15 protein-coding genes are annotated in these 16,783 nt (G+C 27.9%); 13 read left to right on the top strand and 2 right to left on the bottom strand.

Annotated elements, in window-relative coordinates; translation table 11 throughout:
- Positions 1-228 precede the first annotated feature (228 nt).
- Positions 229-3,756 (top strand): polysaccharide lyase 8 family protein, encoded by a 3,528-nt coding sequence (locus JWF52_RS06445; protein ID WP_208332670.1) that lies wholly within the window; start codon positions 229-231, stop codon positions 3,754-3,756.
- 81 nt (positions 3,757-3,837) lie between these two features.
- Here the strand turns inward: JWF52_RS06445 and typA are convergent, their stop codons facing one another.
- The gene (gene typA, locus JWF52_RS06440) at positions 3,838-5,661 is read right to left on the bottom strand and encodes a translational GTPase TypA (protein ID WP_208332669.1); all 1,824 of its coding nucleotides are present in this window, start codon (positions 5,659-5,661) and stop codon (positions 3,838-3,840) included.
- A 401-nt stretch (positions 5,662-6,062) separates the two neighbouring features.
- On the opposite strand from typA, the gene JWF52_RS06435 reads away from it, so the two are divergent.
- Together JWF52_RS06435 and JWF52_RS06430 are read left to right on the top strand one after the other, a co-directional pair.
- The gene (locus JWF52_RS06435) at positions 6,063-6,233 is read left to right on the top strand and encodes a hypothetical protein (RefSeq protein WP_208332652.1); all 171 of its coding nucleotides are present in this window, start codon (positions 6,063-6,065) and stop codon (positions 6,231-6,233) included.
- Positions 6,234-6,333: 100 nt separating this feature from the next.
- Positions 6,334-6,828, top strand: a complete 495-nt coding sequence (locus tag JWF52_RS06430; RefSeq protein ID WP_208332651.1) for a prolyl-tRNA synthetase associated domain-containing protein — start codon at positions 6,334-6,336, stop codon at positions 6,826-6,828.
- A gap of 38 nt (positions 6,829-6,866) precedes the next feature.
- Here the strand turns inward: JWF52_RS06430 and JWF52_RS06425 are convergent, their stop codons facing one another.
- Positions 6,867-7,355 (bottom strand): DUF2975 domain-containing protein, encoded by a 489-nt coding sequence (locus JWF52_RS06425; RefSeq protein ID WP_208332648.1) that lies wholly within the window; start codon positions 7,353-7,355, stop codon positions 6,867-6,869.
- 273 nt (positions 7,356-7,628) lie between these two features.
- On the opposite strand from JWF52_RS06425, the gene tpx reads away from it, so the two are divergent.
- The 10 genes from tpx to JWF52_RS06375 all read left to right on the top strand — a co-directional run bounded on the left by tpx (position 7,629) and on the right by JWF52_RS06375 (position 16,754).
- A complete protein-coding gene (gene tpx, locus JWF52_RS06420) occupies positions 7,629-8,114 on the top strand; it encodes a thiol peroxidase (RefSeq protein ID WP_208332646.1) in 486 nt (161 codons plus the stop codon).
- Between the two features lie 160 nt (positions 8,115-8,274).
- Positions 8,275-8,472: a DUF1450 domain-containing protein gene (locus tag JWF52_RS06415; protein ID WP_208332644.1), complete on the top strand. Its 198-nt coding sequence runs from the start codon at positions 8,275-8,277 to the stop codon at positions 8,470-8,472.
- A gap of 908 nt (positions 8,473-9,380) precedes the next feature.
- Complete coding sequence (locus tag JWF52_RS06410) at positions 9,381-9,674, top strand: hypothetical protein (protein WP_208332642.1); 294 nt, start codon at positions 9,381-9,383, stop codon at positions 9,672-9,674.
- 591 nt (positions 9,675-10,265) lie between these two features.
- Positions 10,266-11,249: a PocR ligand-binding domain-containing protein gene (locus tag JWF52_RS06405; RefSeq protein WP_208332640.1), complete on the top strand. Its 984-nt coding sequence runs from the start codon at positions 10,266-10,268 to the stop codon at positions 11,247-11,249.
- 179 nt (positions 11,250-11,428) lie between these two features.
- Positions 11,429-13,093 carry a propanediol/glycerol family dehydratase large subunit gene (locus JWF52_RS06400; protein WP_208332638.1) on the top strand — a complete coding sequence of 555 codons (1,665 nt, stop codon included), beginning with the start codon at positions 11,429-11,431 and terminating at the stop codon, positions 13,091-13,093.
- Between the two features lie 13 nt (positions 13,094-13,106).
- Positions 13,107-13,670, top strand: a complete 564-nt coding sequence (locus tag JWF52_RS06395; RefSeq protein ID WP_208332636.1) for a propanediol/glycerol family dehydratase medium subunit — start codon at positions 13,107-13,109, stop codon at positions 13,668-13,670.
- Positions 13,671-13,690: 20 nt separating this feature from the next.
- On the top strand, positions 13,691-14,113 hold the full coding sequence (locus tag JWF52_RS06390; protein WP_208332634.1) for a diol dehydratase small subunit: 423 nt from the start codon (positions 13,691-13,693) through the stop codon (positions 14,111-14,113).
- A gap of 15 nt (positions 14,114-14,128) precedes the next feature.
- The gene (locus JWF52_RS06385; protein WP_208332632.1) at positions 14,129-15,946 is read left to right on the top strand and encodes a diol dehydratase reactivase subunit alpha; all 1,818 of its coding nucleotides are present in this window, start codon (positions 14,129-14,131) and stop codon (positions 15,944-15,946) included.
- A 10-nt stretch (positions 15,947-15,956) separates the two neighbouring features.
- Positions 15,957-16,313: a glycerol dehydratase reactivase beta/small subunit family protein gene (locus tag JWF52_RS06380; RefSeq protein ID WP_208332630.1), complete on the top strand. Its 357-nt coding sequence runs from the start codon at positions 15,957-15,959 to the stop codon at positions 16,311-16,313.
- A gap of 15 nt (positions 16,314-16,328) precedes the next feature.
- On the top strand, positions 16,329-16,754 hold the full coding sequence (locus JWF52_RS06375) for a GlcG/HbpS family heme-binding protein (protein WP_208332628.1): 426 nt from the start codon (positions 16,329-16,331) through the stop codon (positions 16,752-16,754).
- Positions 16,755-16,783: the final 29 nt, after the last annotated feature.

Below are 16,783 nucleotides of genomic sequence, written 5' to 3'. Positions count from 1 at the left end.
TTTATATATCATAATTTGGCAATCTATATGTTTTCGATTATGTACTAATAAAATATGATTGATTACATAGATATTTTAGTTGACTTTTAATGTATAAATAGAATAAAATAAACCTAAAATGGAACAATGTTCCAAAAAAATGATTACATATTAATATAATTATTATTTTTATAATTTGCAAGCTGGGAAAACGATTGCTGAGAATGGGATTATTAAAGGGAGGGAAATATGAATAAAAGTAGAGTAGAAAGAGGCATATACAAAAGTGTAGCAGCAATATTAATAGCAAATAACTTTGTAACATTAGTACCAATAAAGATTAACGCAGAAGGAAATTTTCAGAAAAATAAAAGCTTGATTAATAATATGAATATATCTAGAGATAGCTATATAGATATGAATGGAGACTTTGAAGATGTATTTAAGTCTACTAGTTTAGATAAAGATTTATGGAGAAATAATGTAAAACCTAGAAATTGGGAGATATCATCATACAGCTCATTTCCGGCTACAATGATGGGGGAAATAACGAATGACTCTAAAAATGGTAAAAATGCAGTTAAAATAAATTTAAATAAATCAATTGGATTTTTTAAGACAGTAACATCAACATCTCCTAAAATAGAAGCTGGTAAAAAATATGAAATAAGTCTTTGGTCGAAAAGTGAAAATTTAGTTAAAGATAACTGTAATCACGGAAATCATAGTCCTATATTAATTAAAGCAGAACAATTAGATATATCCAATAAAACTATTGAAACTACAAACTTAGCTAATATATCTGGAACAAATGATTGGACTAATTATAGTACTACTATAGAAGCTAAGTCAGAAGCTCAAAGATTAAGGCTAGTTGTAGTATTTGATTCAGGGTTACATGGAGGAACTTCTGGAAACATAGTAATAGATGATTTTAAACTTAAAGAGATTACACCTAAACCAAATAGTATAAATTTAGATAGGGATAAGTTAAAAATTGCGACGGGACATACAGGAAGACTAAATTATAATATAGATCCAATAGAAGCTAATAAAGAACCTATTATATGGGAAAGTAGTGATACAAGTGTTGTAGAGATAAAAGATGGAATATTCAAAGGTATAAAACCTGGAACTGCAGTTATTACAGCTAAACTTAATAACTATGAAGATATAAAATCACAGTGTAGTGTCAAAGTGAGTGATTCTGTAGGAATAGAAAAAGTAGAATTTGAAAAGCAAAAAATAGATCTATATGAAGGGAAAAATTATATAGTAAAAGCTAAAACATATCCAGAGTATACAACTGAAGAATATTTTTTAGAGTCAAAAAATACAGATATAGCTAAAATAAAAGATGGAATAGTTAGTGCTATAAAACCTGGAATAACAAATATTATAGCTAAAAATATAAAAGGAGAAGAAATTGGTAGATTTGAATTAAATATAAAGGATTATAAAAATGATAAATATGATGAGTTATTATCTAAAATATACAAATCTTTAGTTCCAAATAACCGACTATCCGTAGATGATAAGGAAGATATGTTAGCTGTTAAAAAGATAGTAGATGTTGGTGAAAACTATTGGAAGAATATGAATAAAGATAAAGGTAAAGATTATCTTTGGAATGATTTAGATAGTACAACAAACTCTAATCATATAACCAAAAGTTTTGAAAGATTAAGAGAAATGGCAAAGGCATACTTGTTAGAGGGGTCTAGCTTAAAAGATAATCCTCAATTAATAAAAGACATTGAATATGGTTTAGAATGGTTAATGGAAAATAGATATAATAAAGGATATTACAATAACTGGTGGGATTGGCAAATAGGTATACCTCAAAGATTAACAGACACGTTAGTACTAATAAGAGATTATCTACCAACGGAAACTATTGAAAAATATACAAATATAATATCTTATTATGTTGCAAATGCAAGAGATCAATGGAGTCTTAAGCCTGAAACGCATACACAAAGTGTAGGCGCGAATAGATTAGATATGTGTCAAGTTGTAATATATAAAAGCTTACTTATAAAAGATGGAGATAAAATTCAAGAAGCAAGTAATGATTTATTACCGGAACTTAAATATGTAACTAATGGAGATGGTTTTTATGAAGATGGATCAATAATACAACATACAGCCATACCATATACAGGAACCTATGGATCAGTATTGTTATCTGGGATAGGTAGATTAAACTATATATTAGAAGGAACACAGTGGGCAATACCAAACGATAAAGTAAATATGGTATATGATGTAATAGAAAAATCTTTTGAACCTTTAATGTATAAAGGTTTAATTATGGATATGGTTAATGGAAGATCTATATCAAGATCTAAATGGCAAGATGTTAATAATGGTGAGTCAGTCATGAAAAGTATAGTAAAATATTTTATTCCAGCAGCGACTAATGAAGAAAGTAATAGACTTAAAGGGTCTATAAAATATTGGATTGAGTCAAATGACTCTAAAAATATGGCTGAAACTACAAATGACTTAGAATTTAGAGCTATGATTAAAGAAATATTAAATGATAATATAATAAAACCAAGAGGAGAGTTAATAGGTCATTACAATTATGCCAATATGGATAGAGTAGTTCATAGAAGTTCTGGTTTTGTATATGGTATAAGTAAATACTCAGATAGAACATATATGTATGAAGCTATGAATAAAGAAAATTTAAAAGGATATCATACTGCAGATGGAATGACATATCTGTACAATGGCGATGTAGAGCAATTTTCAAAAGGATTTTGGCCTACTGTAAACCCCAAAAGATTACCAGGAACTACTGTAGATACAGTATCATTATATAATGAAGCTAGTGGATCAAAAGTAGTTAGTGAGAAAGATTGGGTAGGTGGTAGTGTAATTGATGGTAAATATGGTGCTTCAGGAATGTATCTAGATAAAGTTAATCCAAAAGAAAAAGATGAAAATTATAAAATGGATTTAAAAGCTAAAAAATCTTGGTTTATGTTTGATGATGAAATAGTTGCTCTAGGTTCGAGTATAACAAGCAGTAAAAATAGAAATATTGAAACTATTATAGAAAATAGGAGATTATCAGAAAAAGGAGATGAAGTTTTTACAGTAGATGGAGAAACTTCAGTAAATAATATTGGTAATTCAAAACTAAAGGAAGATGCTAGATGGGCTCATATAAAAGGGAATAAAGAAAATACAGATATTGGATACTATTTCCCTAATAAAGCAAATATAAACATACTAAGAGAGCATAGAACTGGAAATTGGAATGATATAAATGGATTAGAAACAGATAAAGTAGAAGAGAATAATTTCTTAACTATGTGGATTGATCATGGAATAAATCCACAAAATAAAGACTATTCATACGTATTGTTACCAAATAAATCTAAAGATGAAGTTAAAAAATATAATGAAAATCCAGATATTGAAGTATTAGAAAATAGTGAAGTAGTTCATGCAGTAAAAGAAAAGAAATTAAATATTACAGCAGTAAATCTATGGGAAGATAATCAAGGTATAGATTTTATACATTCAAATAAGAAAGCTTCTATTATGGTAAGAGAAAATAATGGAGAATTGACAGTTGTAGTATCAGATCCTACTATGAAGAATAAAGATACAATAATAGTAGAAATAAATAAAAAAGTAAAAAATCTAATATCAAAAGATGAAAGAGTTAAGATAATAGATTCTTCAGATAAATTAATCTTAGAAATAAATGTAAAGAACTTAAATGGATCCACAGTTGAATCTAAATTTGATTTATTATAAAGGTTTATAAATTAGACATAATTAAAAAAGTGTGTAGTATTTACTACACACTTTTTATATAAATGATTTTTATATAAATGATTATTTTCCTTGTCTTGACTTATTGTATCTTAATCTTTCGTTTTCGTTTAAGAATTTCTTTCTAAGTCTTATAGAGTCTGGAGTTATTTCAACTAATTCATCATCATCTATAAATTCTAAAGCTTCTTCTAGAGTGAATGTTCTAGCAGCTTGTAATTTAACAGCATCATCTGTACCAGAAGCACGAACGTTAGTTAATTTCTTGTTTTTACAAGGGTTAACTACCATATCATCTTTTCTAGAGTTCATACCGATTATCATACCTTCGTAAACTTCAACACCTGGATCAACGAACATTTGAGCTCTATCACTTAATGCATTAAGTGCGTAAGCCATAGTTGTTCCTGGTCCTTGAGATATTAAAACTCCGTTAGTTCTTCCTGGTATTTCACCTTTATGCTCTTCATATCTTTCGAATGATCTAACTAAAGTACCTTCTCCACGAGTATCATTTATGAATTCACTTCTGTATCCAAGTAGTCCTCTTGTAGGAGCGATAAATGTTATTTTAACATAATCTCCTTCGATTTCCATTGCTTCCATCATTGCTTTTCTTAAGTTTAATTTATTTATAACAGTTCCTGAATATACTTCTGGACAGTTAACTATAACTCTTTCCATAGGTTCCATTAATTTTCCTTCTTCTTTATGAAGTAAAACTTGAGGCTTAGATACTCCTATTTCGTATCCTTCACGTCTCATGTTTTCAAGAAGTATAGATAAGTGAAGCTCTCCACGTCCAGATACTCTGTATCCGTCAGTAGTATCCATTGGCTCAACTTTAAGACCAACGTTAACTTCTAATTCTTTATCTAATCTATCTTTTATATGTCTAGTAGTTACAAATTTACCACTCTTACCACAGAATGGAGAATCATTAACTAAGAAGTTCATAGATAGAGTAGGCTCTTCTATGTGTATCATTTCCATTGGTAATGGATTATCTGTGTTACATATAGTTTCACCGATAGATATATCAGTTATACCAGCTATAACAACTATATCACCAGAATAGGCTTCTGATTTTTCAACTTGGTTTAATCCTTCGTAAGCTGTAAGCTTAGATATTCTTCCTCTTGCTACAGAACCATCTTCTTTACATATAGAAACAGTTTCACCTGATTTTACAGTTCCTTTGTAAACTCTACCTATACCTAATCTACCTACATAATCATCATATGCAAGAGCAGATACTTGAAGTTGTAAAGGCTCATCATCATAATTTGGATAAGCTTCAACATGGTTTATAACTGTTTCGAATAATGGAGAAAGATCAGTACTTTCATCATCCATTTCTAATTTAGCTATACCTTGCTTAGCGATACCGTATATTATTGGGAACTCACATTGTTCATCATTTGCATTTAAGTCAACGAATAAGTCAAATACTTCATCAACAACTTCTTCAGCTCTTTGATCTTGCTTATCTATTTTGTTTATAAATAGTATTGGTCTTAAACCTGCTTCTAATGATTTTTGTAAAACGAATCTAGTTTGAGGCATTGGACCTTCACTAGCATCTACTAATAATATAACTGTATCAACAGTTTTTATAACACGTTCAACTTCAGATGAGAAGTCACTATGTCCTGGTGTATCTACTATATTTATTTTGTAATCCTTGTAGTTTATTGAACAGTTTTTAGAATATATTGTTATACCTCTTTCTGCTTCAAGGTCGTTACTATCCATTACACAGTCTTTTACTACTTCATTATCTCTAAATGTTCCAGATTGATGTAAGAAAGCATCAACTAAAGTTGATTTACCAGCATCAACATGGGCTATAACAGCTATATTTACAATTTTATGTTTTGATGACATCTTTATGTCTCCTTTCGGTTAAAATAACTTTATAAGTATATCATAGTCTATAACTGTATACAAGATACTAATGTATAGTTGAATTTTAATAAAATAAAATAGTATTTATTTTTATCTATAGAAATAAAATATTATAGATAGTAAAAGACAATCAGGAAAATGTTTTATATAAGGGCTTTATTTGGATTTTAAAATAAAATCAATAGAATATATTAGAGATTATAAAATAAGTAATTTATGTTAAATAATTTTAAATTTTTTTAAAATTTGATAAATATTACATATGATATTAAAAAATATAGTATAAATTTATATTATAAATTAGTTTTTAAAGGTAAATTCAACTATCAATAGAATATATAAATATATAATTAAAGTTCTAAAGAAAGAGGAAGAATTTTATGGTTAAAGATTTTATTTTTAATGTTGTTATTTTGACAGTTATTATTTTTATAATAAAAGAAATTGTAAGCTTTATTTTTAAACTTAATATTGGTATAAACATAGTAATTCCAATTGCAATATCATTAGCTTGTATTTTAGGAACTAAAGAAAAAGAAATAAAAGAGTAGGGTTAAATTTGACTCTACTTTTTTATTTTATTGATTTAAAATAGATAAAATTTATACTACTAAATTGAATACATGTATGCTTAATTTAAGGAGGGATGAAATGATTGGTACAAAAGAACAACAAGTATATAATTTATTGGAATCACTTAAAATAAAATACACTAGACATGAACATATTCCAGTATATACTGTTGGAGAAGCACAAGCATTAGATATAAAAATACCAGGTCAACAATGTAAAAATCTTTTTTTAAGAAATAAAAAGGGAAATAAGCACTATCTAGTAATTTCAGATGAAAATAAAAAAGCTGATTTAAAATATTTATCAAAACAAATAGAAATTGATTCATTATCATTTGCATCAGAAGAAAGACTTTATAAATATTTAAGTCTTACCCCTGGGGCTGTAACACCATTTGGATTGATAAATGATATTAATAAAGAAGTAATAGTACTTGTAGATAATGATATCGTAGGTAAGTCAGTAATTAATTTTCATCCAAATGTAAACACAGCTACAATAAGTATTTCATATGATGGGTTTAATAAATTTATTAAATCTATGGGAAATAAATTATACTATGTAAACATTTAAAAATACCTTGAACTTTATCAAGGTGTTTTTAATTTTATTTAAATTGTTTTATCATTCTCATCTTTAATTTTTATAGCTATTTCAAATAATTTTGATAATACAAAACTTAAAAGACCTATAGCTATTGATATAAAAGTAACTATAATCATTGGAGCAATTGTTAATATATACAAATACATATCATAATAATATGTAATAAATATCACGCATCCGTTAAATAATAATACTTCACTAAAAGCACATATAGAAATAGTTCTTAATGACTTAGGAGCATCTATAGAAAAAGGGTTATTATTAACAATAAGTTTACAAAGCTTCTTTAGATTAAATAAGGCTATCATATAAGGTAGTGCACATATGTATATACAAATGGTTATAGCCCTTACTAAATTTTGATTTAGCATTGAAAAGGCACTTTTAAAGTATGCGGTCATTGCTAATGGTGTAGCCAAAAGTACTAATAAAGTAAGAATAATTCCTATTGTTACAATTATATTTAATACTTTAGAACTAGCATTTTTTTTCATTTTAATTTACCTCAACTTTCTATTATTATATGATTTATTTTAGAATTAATTTTATTGAATGTCAATAAAAAATTATTATAAAAAAACATATAAGACTTGCAAAACAATAAATAATTTAAAAATATACTATATTTTAGAATTATTTATTGTTTTACAAGTGTAAATTTAAAAATGTTTAAATTATAAATTATGGGTATTTATATATTTAACAGAATAAAAAATTTTAGAAGTGAAAAGATAAATTTAAATAAAAATATTAGGAGGTACATATTAATGCAAGTTAAATTTCAAGGAGCACCACTAACATTAGAAGGAAATATAGTAAAAGTAGGAGATAAAGCACCAGATTTTATAGCAGTAGATAATGATTTAAAAGATTTTAAATTTAGTGATACAAAAGGTAAAATAGTTATTTTATCTGTTCCATCATTAGATACACCAGTTTGTGATATGGAAATAAGAAGATTTAATGAAGAAGCATCTAAGCTAGACGGAGTTAAAGTTTACGCTATATCAATGGACCTTCCATTTGCTCAAAGTAGATGGTGTGCAGGTGCAAATATAAAAAATGTACAATCAATATCAGATTATAAGGATAGAGATTTTGGAAAAAACTATGGAGCTTATGTAAAAGAGTTAGGACTTTTAGCTAGAGCAGTATTTATAGTTGATGAAAATAATGATGTTATATATGCAGATTACTTAGAAGAAATGACTAGCGAACCAGATTATGACAAAGTATTAAGTATGTTAAAATAAATTAAATATTAATGGCTATAAGCTTATATGCTTGTAGCCATTTTTTATCTTAAATTATAACTATATAAAAATATTTTGATATAAAATATGTTTTATCAAATTAGTTGTGGGTATATATTAAATACAATAAATTAACATAAGAAAATATGGAGGAAAAATCATGGCTAATTCAATAAAAGTATGTCCATACTGTTCAAATGTAGACGTAGATACATTAAAAGAAAAATTAGGAGAAGATAATGTTTCAACTGGTTGCATAGGTGCTTGTAGAGCATATTCTAAAGAAGCAGTTGGTAAAATAAATGGAGTGCTTACAATAAAGCAAACTGAGAAAGATTTAATAGAAGCTTGTAAATAATATTAACTTAAATAAAAGCCTTATATAAATGGAATATATATTCTATTTATATAAGGCTTTTTTATATAAATATTCAATTTTAAAACGCATAATATTTTATAGTTAGAAACAAAATGGTTATTGTAAGTTTGAATATGTACAGGAAATATAAAATAGTATAAAGCATAGTCAAATATGTCTTATACTAATTTATATTTATTTTTTCAGATTTAATAATGTATTTTCAAATAAATAAGAATTAATTTTATCTTTTATCTCACTAACAATTAAACAATCAGAACTATCAAGCAGAGGTTTAAGAACACCGTAAATTTCATTTGATGTAAGAGGGGACTTGATGATCCAAAGACTATTTAAATTATAATAATGAACATCTATAGAACATTTTTTTACATAATTGTCAATATTAAAAAAATGTACGTTAGATGTATTTAATTTACAAAGAATTAAATAAAATATAACAAAACACCCTTTCTTTTTACGTATTTCTCCACATTTTAAAGTATAACATAAAAAAATATGAAATTACATTTTTTTACAAAATATTACAAAAAAATATAAGATAACAAAAAATATACATACGAATTAAACGTTGAATTTTAAATTCAAGTAGTAATGGTAATAGAGTCTAGAGTATGAGTTACATTTGAAATATATAAGATTGATTTAAATAGCATCAAATTTAAATGATTTTGCAATAAGAAAATATTAAGATATTAAAATATGGTATTAGAGATAGGATATATACATAGAACATTGTAAAAATAAATTTATTGTAAAGATTTTAATGGATAAAGATTTACTAAATCAGGAATTAAATAAAATTTAACATTTGAAAGAATAATTAGATGAAGAATTAAATTTAATTCCTGATTTAGCTAATATCATTGGCTAATTATTTATCTAATTTGGCTAATATATCTTTTAACTCGGATAAAGAGTTATCTAAGGAATCTATACTTTCATTAAAGCCACTACTTGAATCAAGTTTAATTTCCACCTTACAGTTAGGGCATACAATTACACTGCCAACATCAGAAAGCTTAAATGAGATGCTAGAATTACATTCAGGACAAGCGGAATCTAAGGTATCATCTCTAAATAAAGAATTAAAGTCTAAAGACATAAAAGCACCACCTTTCAATAGTAATGGAATGATATTCCATAGAATTATTATATCAGAAAGAAATTATAAAAAGTGAGCATAAGCGACAATTTTAAGAAGATTTTTAAAGAAAAAATTAGATTTAAATGTAAGTGATAAGAAATGAATATGTAAATATAAAAATAAACACCATAAAAGATATATGAATCAGCTAATCCCACCACAAATTATCTGATTCATATATTTAGAGGAGCATGAACCTTATGAAATATATATAATTATAATGAGATTAACCCATCTCTTTAAATTTATATGAGAAATTAAAAGAATCTGTGATTGAGAAGAAAAAAGTTATAAAATAAAGAATTATCAGAAAAATAAGACGATAACTTATATAAAAATATTACTGTAAAACTCTATAAAAGAGTATAACTATAAAAAGATAAGTTTTAATACGATAAAGAGTTTTATAATAGTAAAAAACAAATGCATGAAAAATGCATGTTATAATAATAGATAATTAGCTAATAAAAAGGGATGTAAAATTCTATACCTTTTTATATACAATAATAGAGTATAAACTTAATTTTAATAAATACAAAGTATTGGAAAAGTATTGAAAAAAATTAGACATAACAATATAATAAAAACAGAAAAAGTCTATAAAATGTAAAAGGGATGTGGAATATTGAACAGCACGCTATCATTAGAAAAAATAATAAACATAGAATCATTCCAAAAAATACAAGATGATATAGCAAAAGCTACGGGTATGGCTATAATAATGGTTAATTACGAAGGAAAGCCTATAACAAGTCATAGTAATTGTACTAAATTTTGTTCTATGATTAGAAAAATAGAAAAATATTCATCCCTTTGTGAAAAATGTGATTCAAGAGGTGGATTAGAATCTGTAAGGATGAAAAATTCATATATATATGTATGCCATAAAGGCTTAGTAGACTTTGCCGCACCTATAATAGTGAGAGATCAATATTTAGGAGCAGTTATGGCAGGTCAGATTTTAGTTGAAAATTTTGAAAACGTTAAACTAGAAGAAATTGTACATGTAGATAAAGATTTTGAGAAACTAGATAATTGCTTGAAAAATGAACTAGAAAAAGAATATAAAAACTTACCTGTTGTAAGTATTGAAAAGATTAGATCAATAGCACAAATGATGTTTCACATTAGTAACTATATAGTAGAAGAAGCTCTTCTTAAAATGTTATTAAATGAAGATAATTATAAGCTAAGAGAAGAAAATAAGAAAAAAATATTAGAAGAAAAAAATGTAGAGGATAATGTTAATTTAAAAACTAACGAAAATAATGAATTTGAGTTACCTATAATACAAGCTATTGAATATATTGATAATAATATAAATGAAAATATAACTTTAGATAAAATATCTTTTATTTGTAATTTAAGCCAATGCTATTTTAGTAAGTTATTTAAAAAGGAAACAGGGTTAACTTTTATCAATTATTTAAATTCTAGAAAAATATCTAAAGCAAAAGAATTGTTAGTAAATACAGATGAAACGGTCAATAATATAGCAATAAGCCTTGGATTTGAAGATTGTGGTTATTTTATAAGAGTATTTAAAAAAGCTGAAAAAATTACACCTAAAAAATATAGAGATTTGCATATTAAAAATAGTTCTATTTAAAAATAGAACTATTTTTTTTATAAGTAATTATCATGAAGACAAAATAATCCTATTTCTGCTTATGAAAAAAGGTGAAAAAGTCATATATAAAAGCAAAATATTAAGATGGAATTAATGAAAAAACAAGTTAAAATTATAACAAGGAAAACGAATTTGTTAATCTAAGGGGGAAATAAAAAGTGAAATCAAAAAGATTTGAAGCTTTAGCTAAACGTCCAGTAAACCAAGATGGTATTATTGGAGAATGGGCAGATGAAGGATTAATTGCAATGAATAGTCCTAATGACCCTAAACCTTCTATAAAATTAGAACATGGTAAAGTTGTTGAATTAGATAGTAAAAAAAGAGAAGACTTTGATATGATAGATAGATTTATAGCAGATTACGCTATAAACTTAGAAAAAGCTGAAGAATATATGAATATGAATTCTTTAGAAATCGCAAAAAAATTAGTTGATATAAATGTAGGAAGAGAAGAAATAGTAAAAATAAGTACATCTATAACTCCTGCTAAAATAGTAGAAGTTGTATCGCACATGAATGTTGTTGAAATGATGATGGCAATGCAAAAAATGCGTGCTAGAAAAACTCCATCAAACCAATGTCACGTAACTAACCTTAAAGACAACCCAGTTCAAATAGCTGCTGATGCTGCTGAAGCTGGTATAAGAGGTTTCTCTGAACAAGAAACAACTGTTGCTATAACAAGATACGCACCATTTAATGCATTAGCAATACTTATAGGTTCTCAAGTTGGTCGTGGGGGAGTTTTAACTCAATGCTCTGTTGAAGAAGCAACTGAACTTGACTTAGGTATGAGAGGACTTACAAGTTATGCTGAAACAGTTTCTGTATATGGAACAGAATCAGTATTTACAGATGGTGATGATACTCCTTGGTCAAAAACATTCTTAGCATCAGCTTATGCTTCAAGAGGATTAAAAATGAGATATACATCAGGTACAGGTTCAGAAGCATTAATGGGATATGCTGAAGGAAAATCAATGCTTTACCTAGAGTCTAGATGTATATATATAACTAAAGGTGCAGGAGTTCAAGGACTTCAAAATGGTGCAGTTAGTTGTATAGGTATGACAGGTGCTGTTCCATCAGGAATAAGAGCAGTACTTGCTGAAAACTTAATAGCTTCTATGTTAGATATAGAAGTTGCTTCTGCAAATGACCAAACGTTCTCTCATTCAGATATAAGAAGAACAGCTAGAACATTAATGCAAATGCTACCAGGAACAGACTTTATATTCTCAGGATACAGTGCAGTTCCAAACTACGATAACATGTTTGCTGGTTCAAACTTTGATGCTGAAGACTTTGATGATTACAATATACTTCAAAGAGATTTAATGGTAGATGGTGGTTTAAGACCAGTAAATGAAGAGGAAACAGTAGCAATAAGAAATAAAGCAGCAAGAGCTATACAAGCAGTATTTAAGGAATTAAGATTCCCAACAGTAACTGATGAAGAAGTAGAAGCTGCAACTTACGCTCATGGAAGTAAAGACATGCCAGAGAGAAATATAGTTGAAGACTTAAAAGCTGCTGAAGAAATGCTTAAAAACAGAATAACTGGATTAGATATAGTTAAAGCATTAAGCAAACACGGATTTGATGATGTTGCACAAAATATATTAAACATGTTAAAGCAAAGAGTTACAGGAGATTACTTACAAACATCAGCTATATTAGATGAAAAATTTGATGTTATAAGCGCTGTAAACGATGTAAATGATTACCAAGGTCCTGGAACAGGATATAGAATAAGCGAAGAAAGATGGAATGAAATAAAAAATATACCAAACGTAATAAAACCAGAAGATATAGATTAAGGGGCTGATATATATGAATAAGTTTGTAATGCCAATTCTTAAAATTGAAGAAGTGGGAGAGGCGTGCGTTGGAAAAAGATCAGACGAAGTTGTTATAGGAATAGGACCTTCATTTTTAAAAGAACAAACTAAAACTATAGTTGGAATAAAACATGAGGAAGTTTTAAGAGAACTTATAGCAGGTATTGAAGAAGAAGGATTACATGCTCGTGTAGTTAGGGTTTTAAGAACTTCAGACGTTTCATTTATGGGAAATGATGCAGCAAAATATAGTGGATCAGGAATTGGAATAGGAATTCAATCGAAAGGAACAACAATAATTCACCAAAAGGATTTATTACCTTTAAATAATATAGAATTATTCCCACAAGCTCCATTACTAGACTTAGAAACATTTAGATTAATAGGGAAAAATGCAGCAAAATATGCAAAGGGAGAATCTCCAAATCCAGTACCTACAAGAAATGACCAAATGGCAAGACCTAAGTTTATGGCAATAGCTGCACTACTTCATATAAAAGAAACTAAGCACATTGTAGAAAATAACAAACCAGTTCAAATAGAAGTTAAATTTTAATTAGGAAAGGAGACACACCAATGCAATCAACTAAAATGACTGCTAAAGAATATCCTTTAGCAACTAAAATACCTGGTAGTATAAATACTCCAACAGGCAAAAAATTAAATGATATAACATTAGAAACTGTTATGTCAGGAGAAATAAAACCTGAAGATATAAGAATATCTAAAGAAACTTTAGAGATGCAAGCTCAAATAGCTGAAGGGATGGGCAGAGATGCAATAGCTAGAAACTTCAGAAGAGCAGGTGAACTTATAAGTGTTCCTGATGAAAGAATACTAGAAATATATAACGCATTAAGACCTTTTAGATCTACTAAAGAAGAGTTATTAGAAATCGCAGATGAACTTGAAAAAAAATACAATGCTAAAGTAAATGCAGAATTTATAAGAGAAGCTGCTCAAGTTTATGAAACTAGAAAAAAATTAAGAGTAGAATAAAAAGGATGTAAAATAATGAAAATAATAGCAGGTGTAGACATTGGAAATGCTACCACAGAAGTAGCTATAGCAAAAGTAAATGATAACAAAAAAGAGTTTATTTCAAGTGGTATAGTTCCAACTAGCGGAATAAAAGGAACTAAAGAAAATATAACTGGAGTTATTTCATCTTTAAAAATGGCACTTAAAAATGCAAATTTACAAATTAAAGATTTAGATTTAGTAAGAATAAACGAAGCTGCTCCGGTTATAGGTGATGTTGCGATGGAAACTATAACTGAAACAATAATAACTGAATCGACTATGATAGGTCATAATCCATCCACACCTGGTGGAGAAGGACTTGGAACGGGAAAAACTATAAACATAAAAGATTTAGAATTATTAGAAGGTGAAGCTTTAAAAGAAAGTTATATTCCGTTAGTACTAAATGATATGAATTTTTTAGAAGCAGTATTTAGAATAAATTATGCAATTGAAAATGGCATAAACATAACCGGTGCAATAGTACAAAGAGATGATGCTGTTTTAATTAATAATAGATTAAATAAAAGTATACCGATAGTAGATGAAGTAACACTACTAGAAAAAGTACCTTTAAACATGTTGTGTGCAGTAGAAGTTGCACGAACTGGAAAAGTTATAGATAAACTTTCAAATCCATATGGTATAGCGACTGTATTTGATTTAACGTCAGAAGAGACTAAAATGATAGTTCCTATATCTAGAGCACTAATAGGTAATAGATCAGCAGTAGTTATAAAAACTCCAAAAGGTGATGTAAAAGAAAAGAAGATCCCAGCTGGAAAAGTAATTATTGAAGGTCAAAGAAGAAAAGAAATTGTTGATGTTGACCAAGGTGCAGAAGAAATAATGAACGCAGTAACTTTAAGCTTACCGATTGAAGATATAAAAGGAGAGTCCGGAACTAACGTAGGAGGTATGATTGAGAGAGTAAGGCAAGTAATGAGTAACCTTACAGATCAAAATATATCTGATATAAAAATTCAAGACTTATTAGCAGTAGACACATTTACACCACAAAATGTAAAGGGAGGTCTGGCTAAAGAATTTTCTATGGAAAATGCTGTAGGTATAGCAGTTATGGTTAAAGCTGATAAACTACAAATGCAAATGATAGCAAAAGAGCTAGAAAGTATTTTAGACATAAAAGTAGAAGTTGGAGGAGTTGAGGCTGACGTTGCAATAAAAGGTGCTTTAACAACTCCAGGAACTAGTGCACCTCTTGCAATATTAGATATGGGAGCTGGTTCAACAGATGCATCAATAATTAATAAGCAAGGTGAAATAAAATCTATACACTTAGCAGGTGCTGGAAATATGGTAACTATGCTTATAAAATCAGAACTTGGTCTTGAAGATTTCTCAACAGCCGAAGATATAAAAAAATGCTCTCTAGCGAAAGTAGAATCTTTATTTAATATAAGGCATGAAGATGGTAGTGTAGAATTCTTTGAAAAACCACTAGACCCATCAGTATTTGCAAAGGTTGTAATTATAAAAGACAATGAGTTAATACCAATAGAAGGTCAAAACTCAGTAGAAAAAATAAAAAACATAAGAAGACAAGCAAAAGAAAAAGTATTTGTAACAAATTGTCTAAGAGCTCTTAGTGTAGTTTCTCCTACTGGAAATATTAGAGATATAGAGTTTGTTGTATTAGTTGGGGGTTCGTCTCTTGACTTTGAAGTGCCACAACTTATAACAGATTCACTATCTCACTATGGAGTTGTTGCAGGTAGAGGAAATATAAGAGGAACAGAAGGTCCGAGAAATGCAGTAGCAACAGGTCTTATACTATCTTCTAACTAAGGAGTTTATTATGATTATAAAAAGCTATGATTTAGATACACCAAGTGTTTACGTATTTCATTGTAATGATATAGATATAGATGAATTCAAAGAAATTTTGTGGGGAATAGAAGAAGAAGGTATTCCGTATAAAGTGGAATCTAAAGAAAAAGATACCTCTAATAATCTAAGTCACGAAGCATCTTTAAAGTCTAGATTAGGAATAGGAATAGGTATAAGTAAAGATAAGATATCTTTAACTACAAGTAAATTAGATAAAAATACTCCTTTAATTAGTATAGAACTTAATCATGACTACAGTAAGTTAAGAAATGTAGGAGCTAATGGAGCTAGATTAGTTAAAGGGATAGAACTAAAAAAAATATAATGAGGTGATATTACTATGAAAAAGCTAAATGAATACAAAGAATTAAGCTTAGAAATAGTTAAAGCAATGGCTAAGGCAGCAGAAGAAAAAGCATTAGAAATAAATGTACCTGTAGTATTCTCAGCAGTTGATAAAGGTGGAAATCTTATGTTAATGCATAGAATGGAAGATGCTTTTGTAACAAGTATAGATATATCAATAAATAAGGCATTTACAGCAGTTTGTCTAAAACAAGGATCGCATGAAATAGCGGATGCTGTTCAACCAGGAGCATCTTTATATGGACTTCAACTTACTAATAATTCAAGAATAGTACCATTTGGTGGAGGATTGCCAATAGTAGTAGATAACCAAGTTGTTGGAGCAGTAGGTGTAAGTGGGGGAACTGTAGAGGAAGATATGTCAATAGCACAAGCTGCTGTTGATGCTTTTCATAAATAAAAAATAATATAAAAATTTGGAGGAATATA

It is taken from the genome of Clostridium sp. CCUG 7971, from assembly GCF_017590215.1.
GTDB lineage: Bacteria > Bacillota > Clostridia > Peptostreptococcales > Peptostreptococcaceae > Faecalimicrobium.
The sequence above is the reverse complement of the archived record's forward strand: the minus strand, read 5'-3'. Positions and strand labels throughout refer to the sequence as shown.

Excerpts from the sequence above, each read along its gene's own strand:
- JWF52_RS06375 (WP_208332628.1), top strand. The coding sequence starts at position 16,329 with ATGAAAAAGCTAAATGAATACAAAGAATTAAGCTTAGAAATAGTTAAA.
- typA (WP_208332669.1), bottom strand. The coding sequence starts at position 5,661 with ATGTCATCAAAACATAAAATTGTAAATATAGCTGTTATAGCCCATGTT.
- JWF52_RS06415 (WP_208332644.1), top strand. The coding sequence starts at position 8,275 with ATGGCTAATTCAATAAAAGTATGTCCATACTGTTCAAATGTAGACGTA.
- JWF52_RS06390 (WP_208332634.1), top strand. The coding sequence starts at position 13,691 with ATGCAATCAACTAAAATGACTGCTAAAGAATATCCTTTAGCAACTAAA.
- JWF52_RS06380 (WP_208332630.1), top strand. The coding sequence starts at position 15,957 with ATGATTATAAAAAGCTATGATTTAGATACACCAAGTGTTTACGTATTT.
- JWF52_RS06425 (WP_208332648.1), bottom strand. The coding sequence starts at position 7,355 with ATGAAAAAAAATGCTAGTTCTAAAGTATTAAATATAATTGTAACAATA.
- JWF52_RS06445 (WP_208332670.1), top strand. The coding sequence starts at position 229 with ATGAATAAAAGTAGAGTAGAAAGAGGCATATACAAAAGTGTAGCAGCA.
- JWF52_RS06435 (WP_208332652.1), top strand. The coding sequence starts at position 6,063 with ATGGTTAAAGATTTTATTTTTAATGTTGTTATTTTGACAGTTATTATT.
- JWF52_RS06395 (WP_208332636.1), top strand. The coding sequence starts at position 13,107 with ATGAATAAGTTTGTAATGCCAATTCTTAAAATTGAAGAAGTGGGAGAG.
- JWF52_RS06385 (WP_208332632.1), top strand. The coding sequence starts at position 14,129 with ATGAAAATAATAGCAGGTGTAGACATTGGAAATGCTACCACAGAAGTA.
- JWF52_RS06430 (WP_208332651.1), top strand. The coding sequence starts at position 6,334 with ATGATTGGTACAAAAGAACAACAAGTATATAATTTATTGGAATCACTT.
- tpx (WP_208332646.1), top strand. The coding sequence starts at position 7,629 with ATGCAAGTTAAATTTCAAGGAGCACCACTAACATTAGAAGGAAATATA.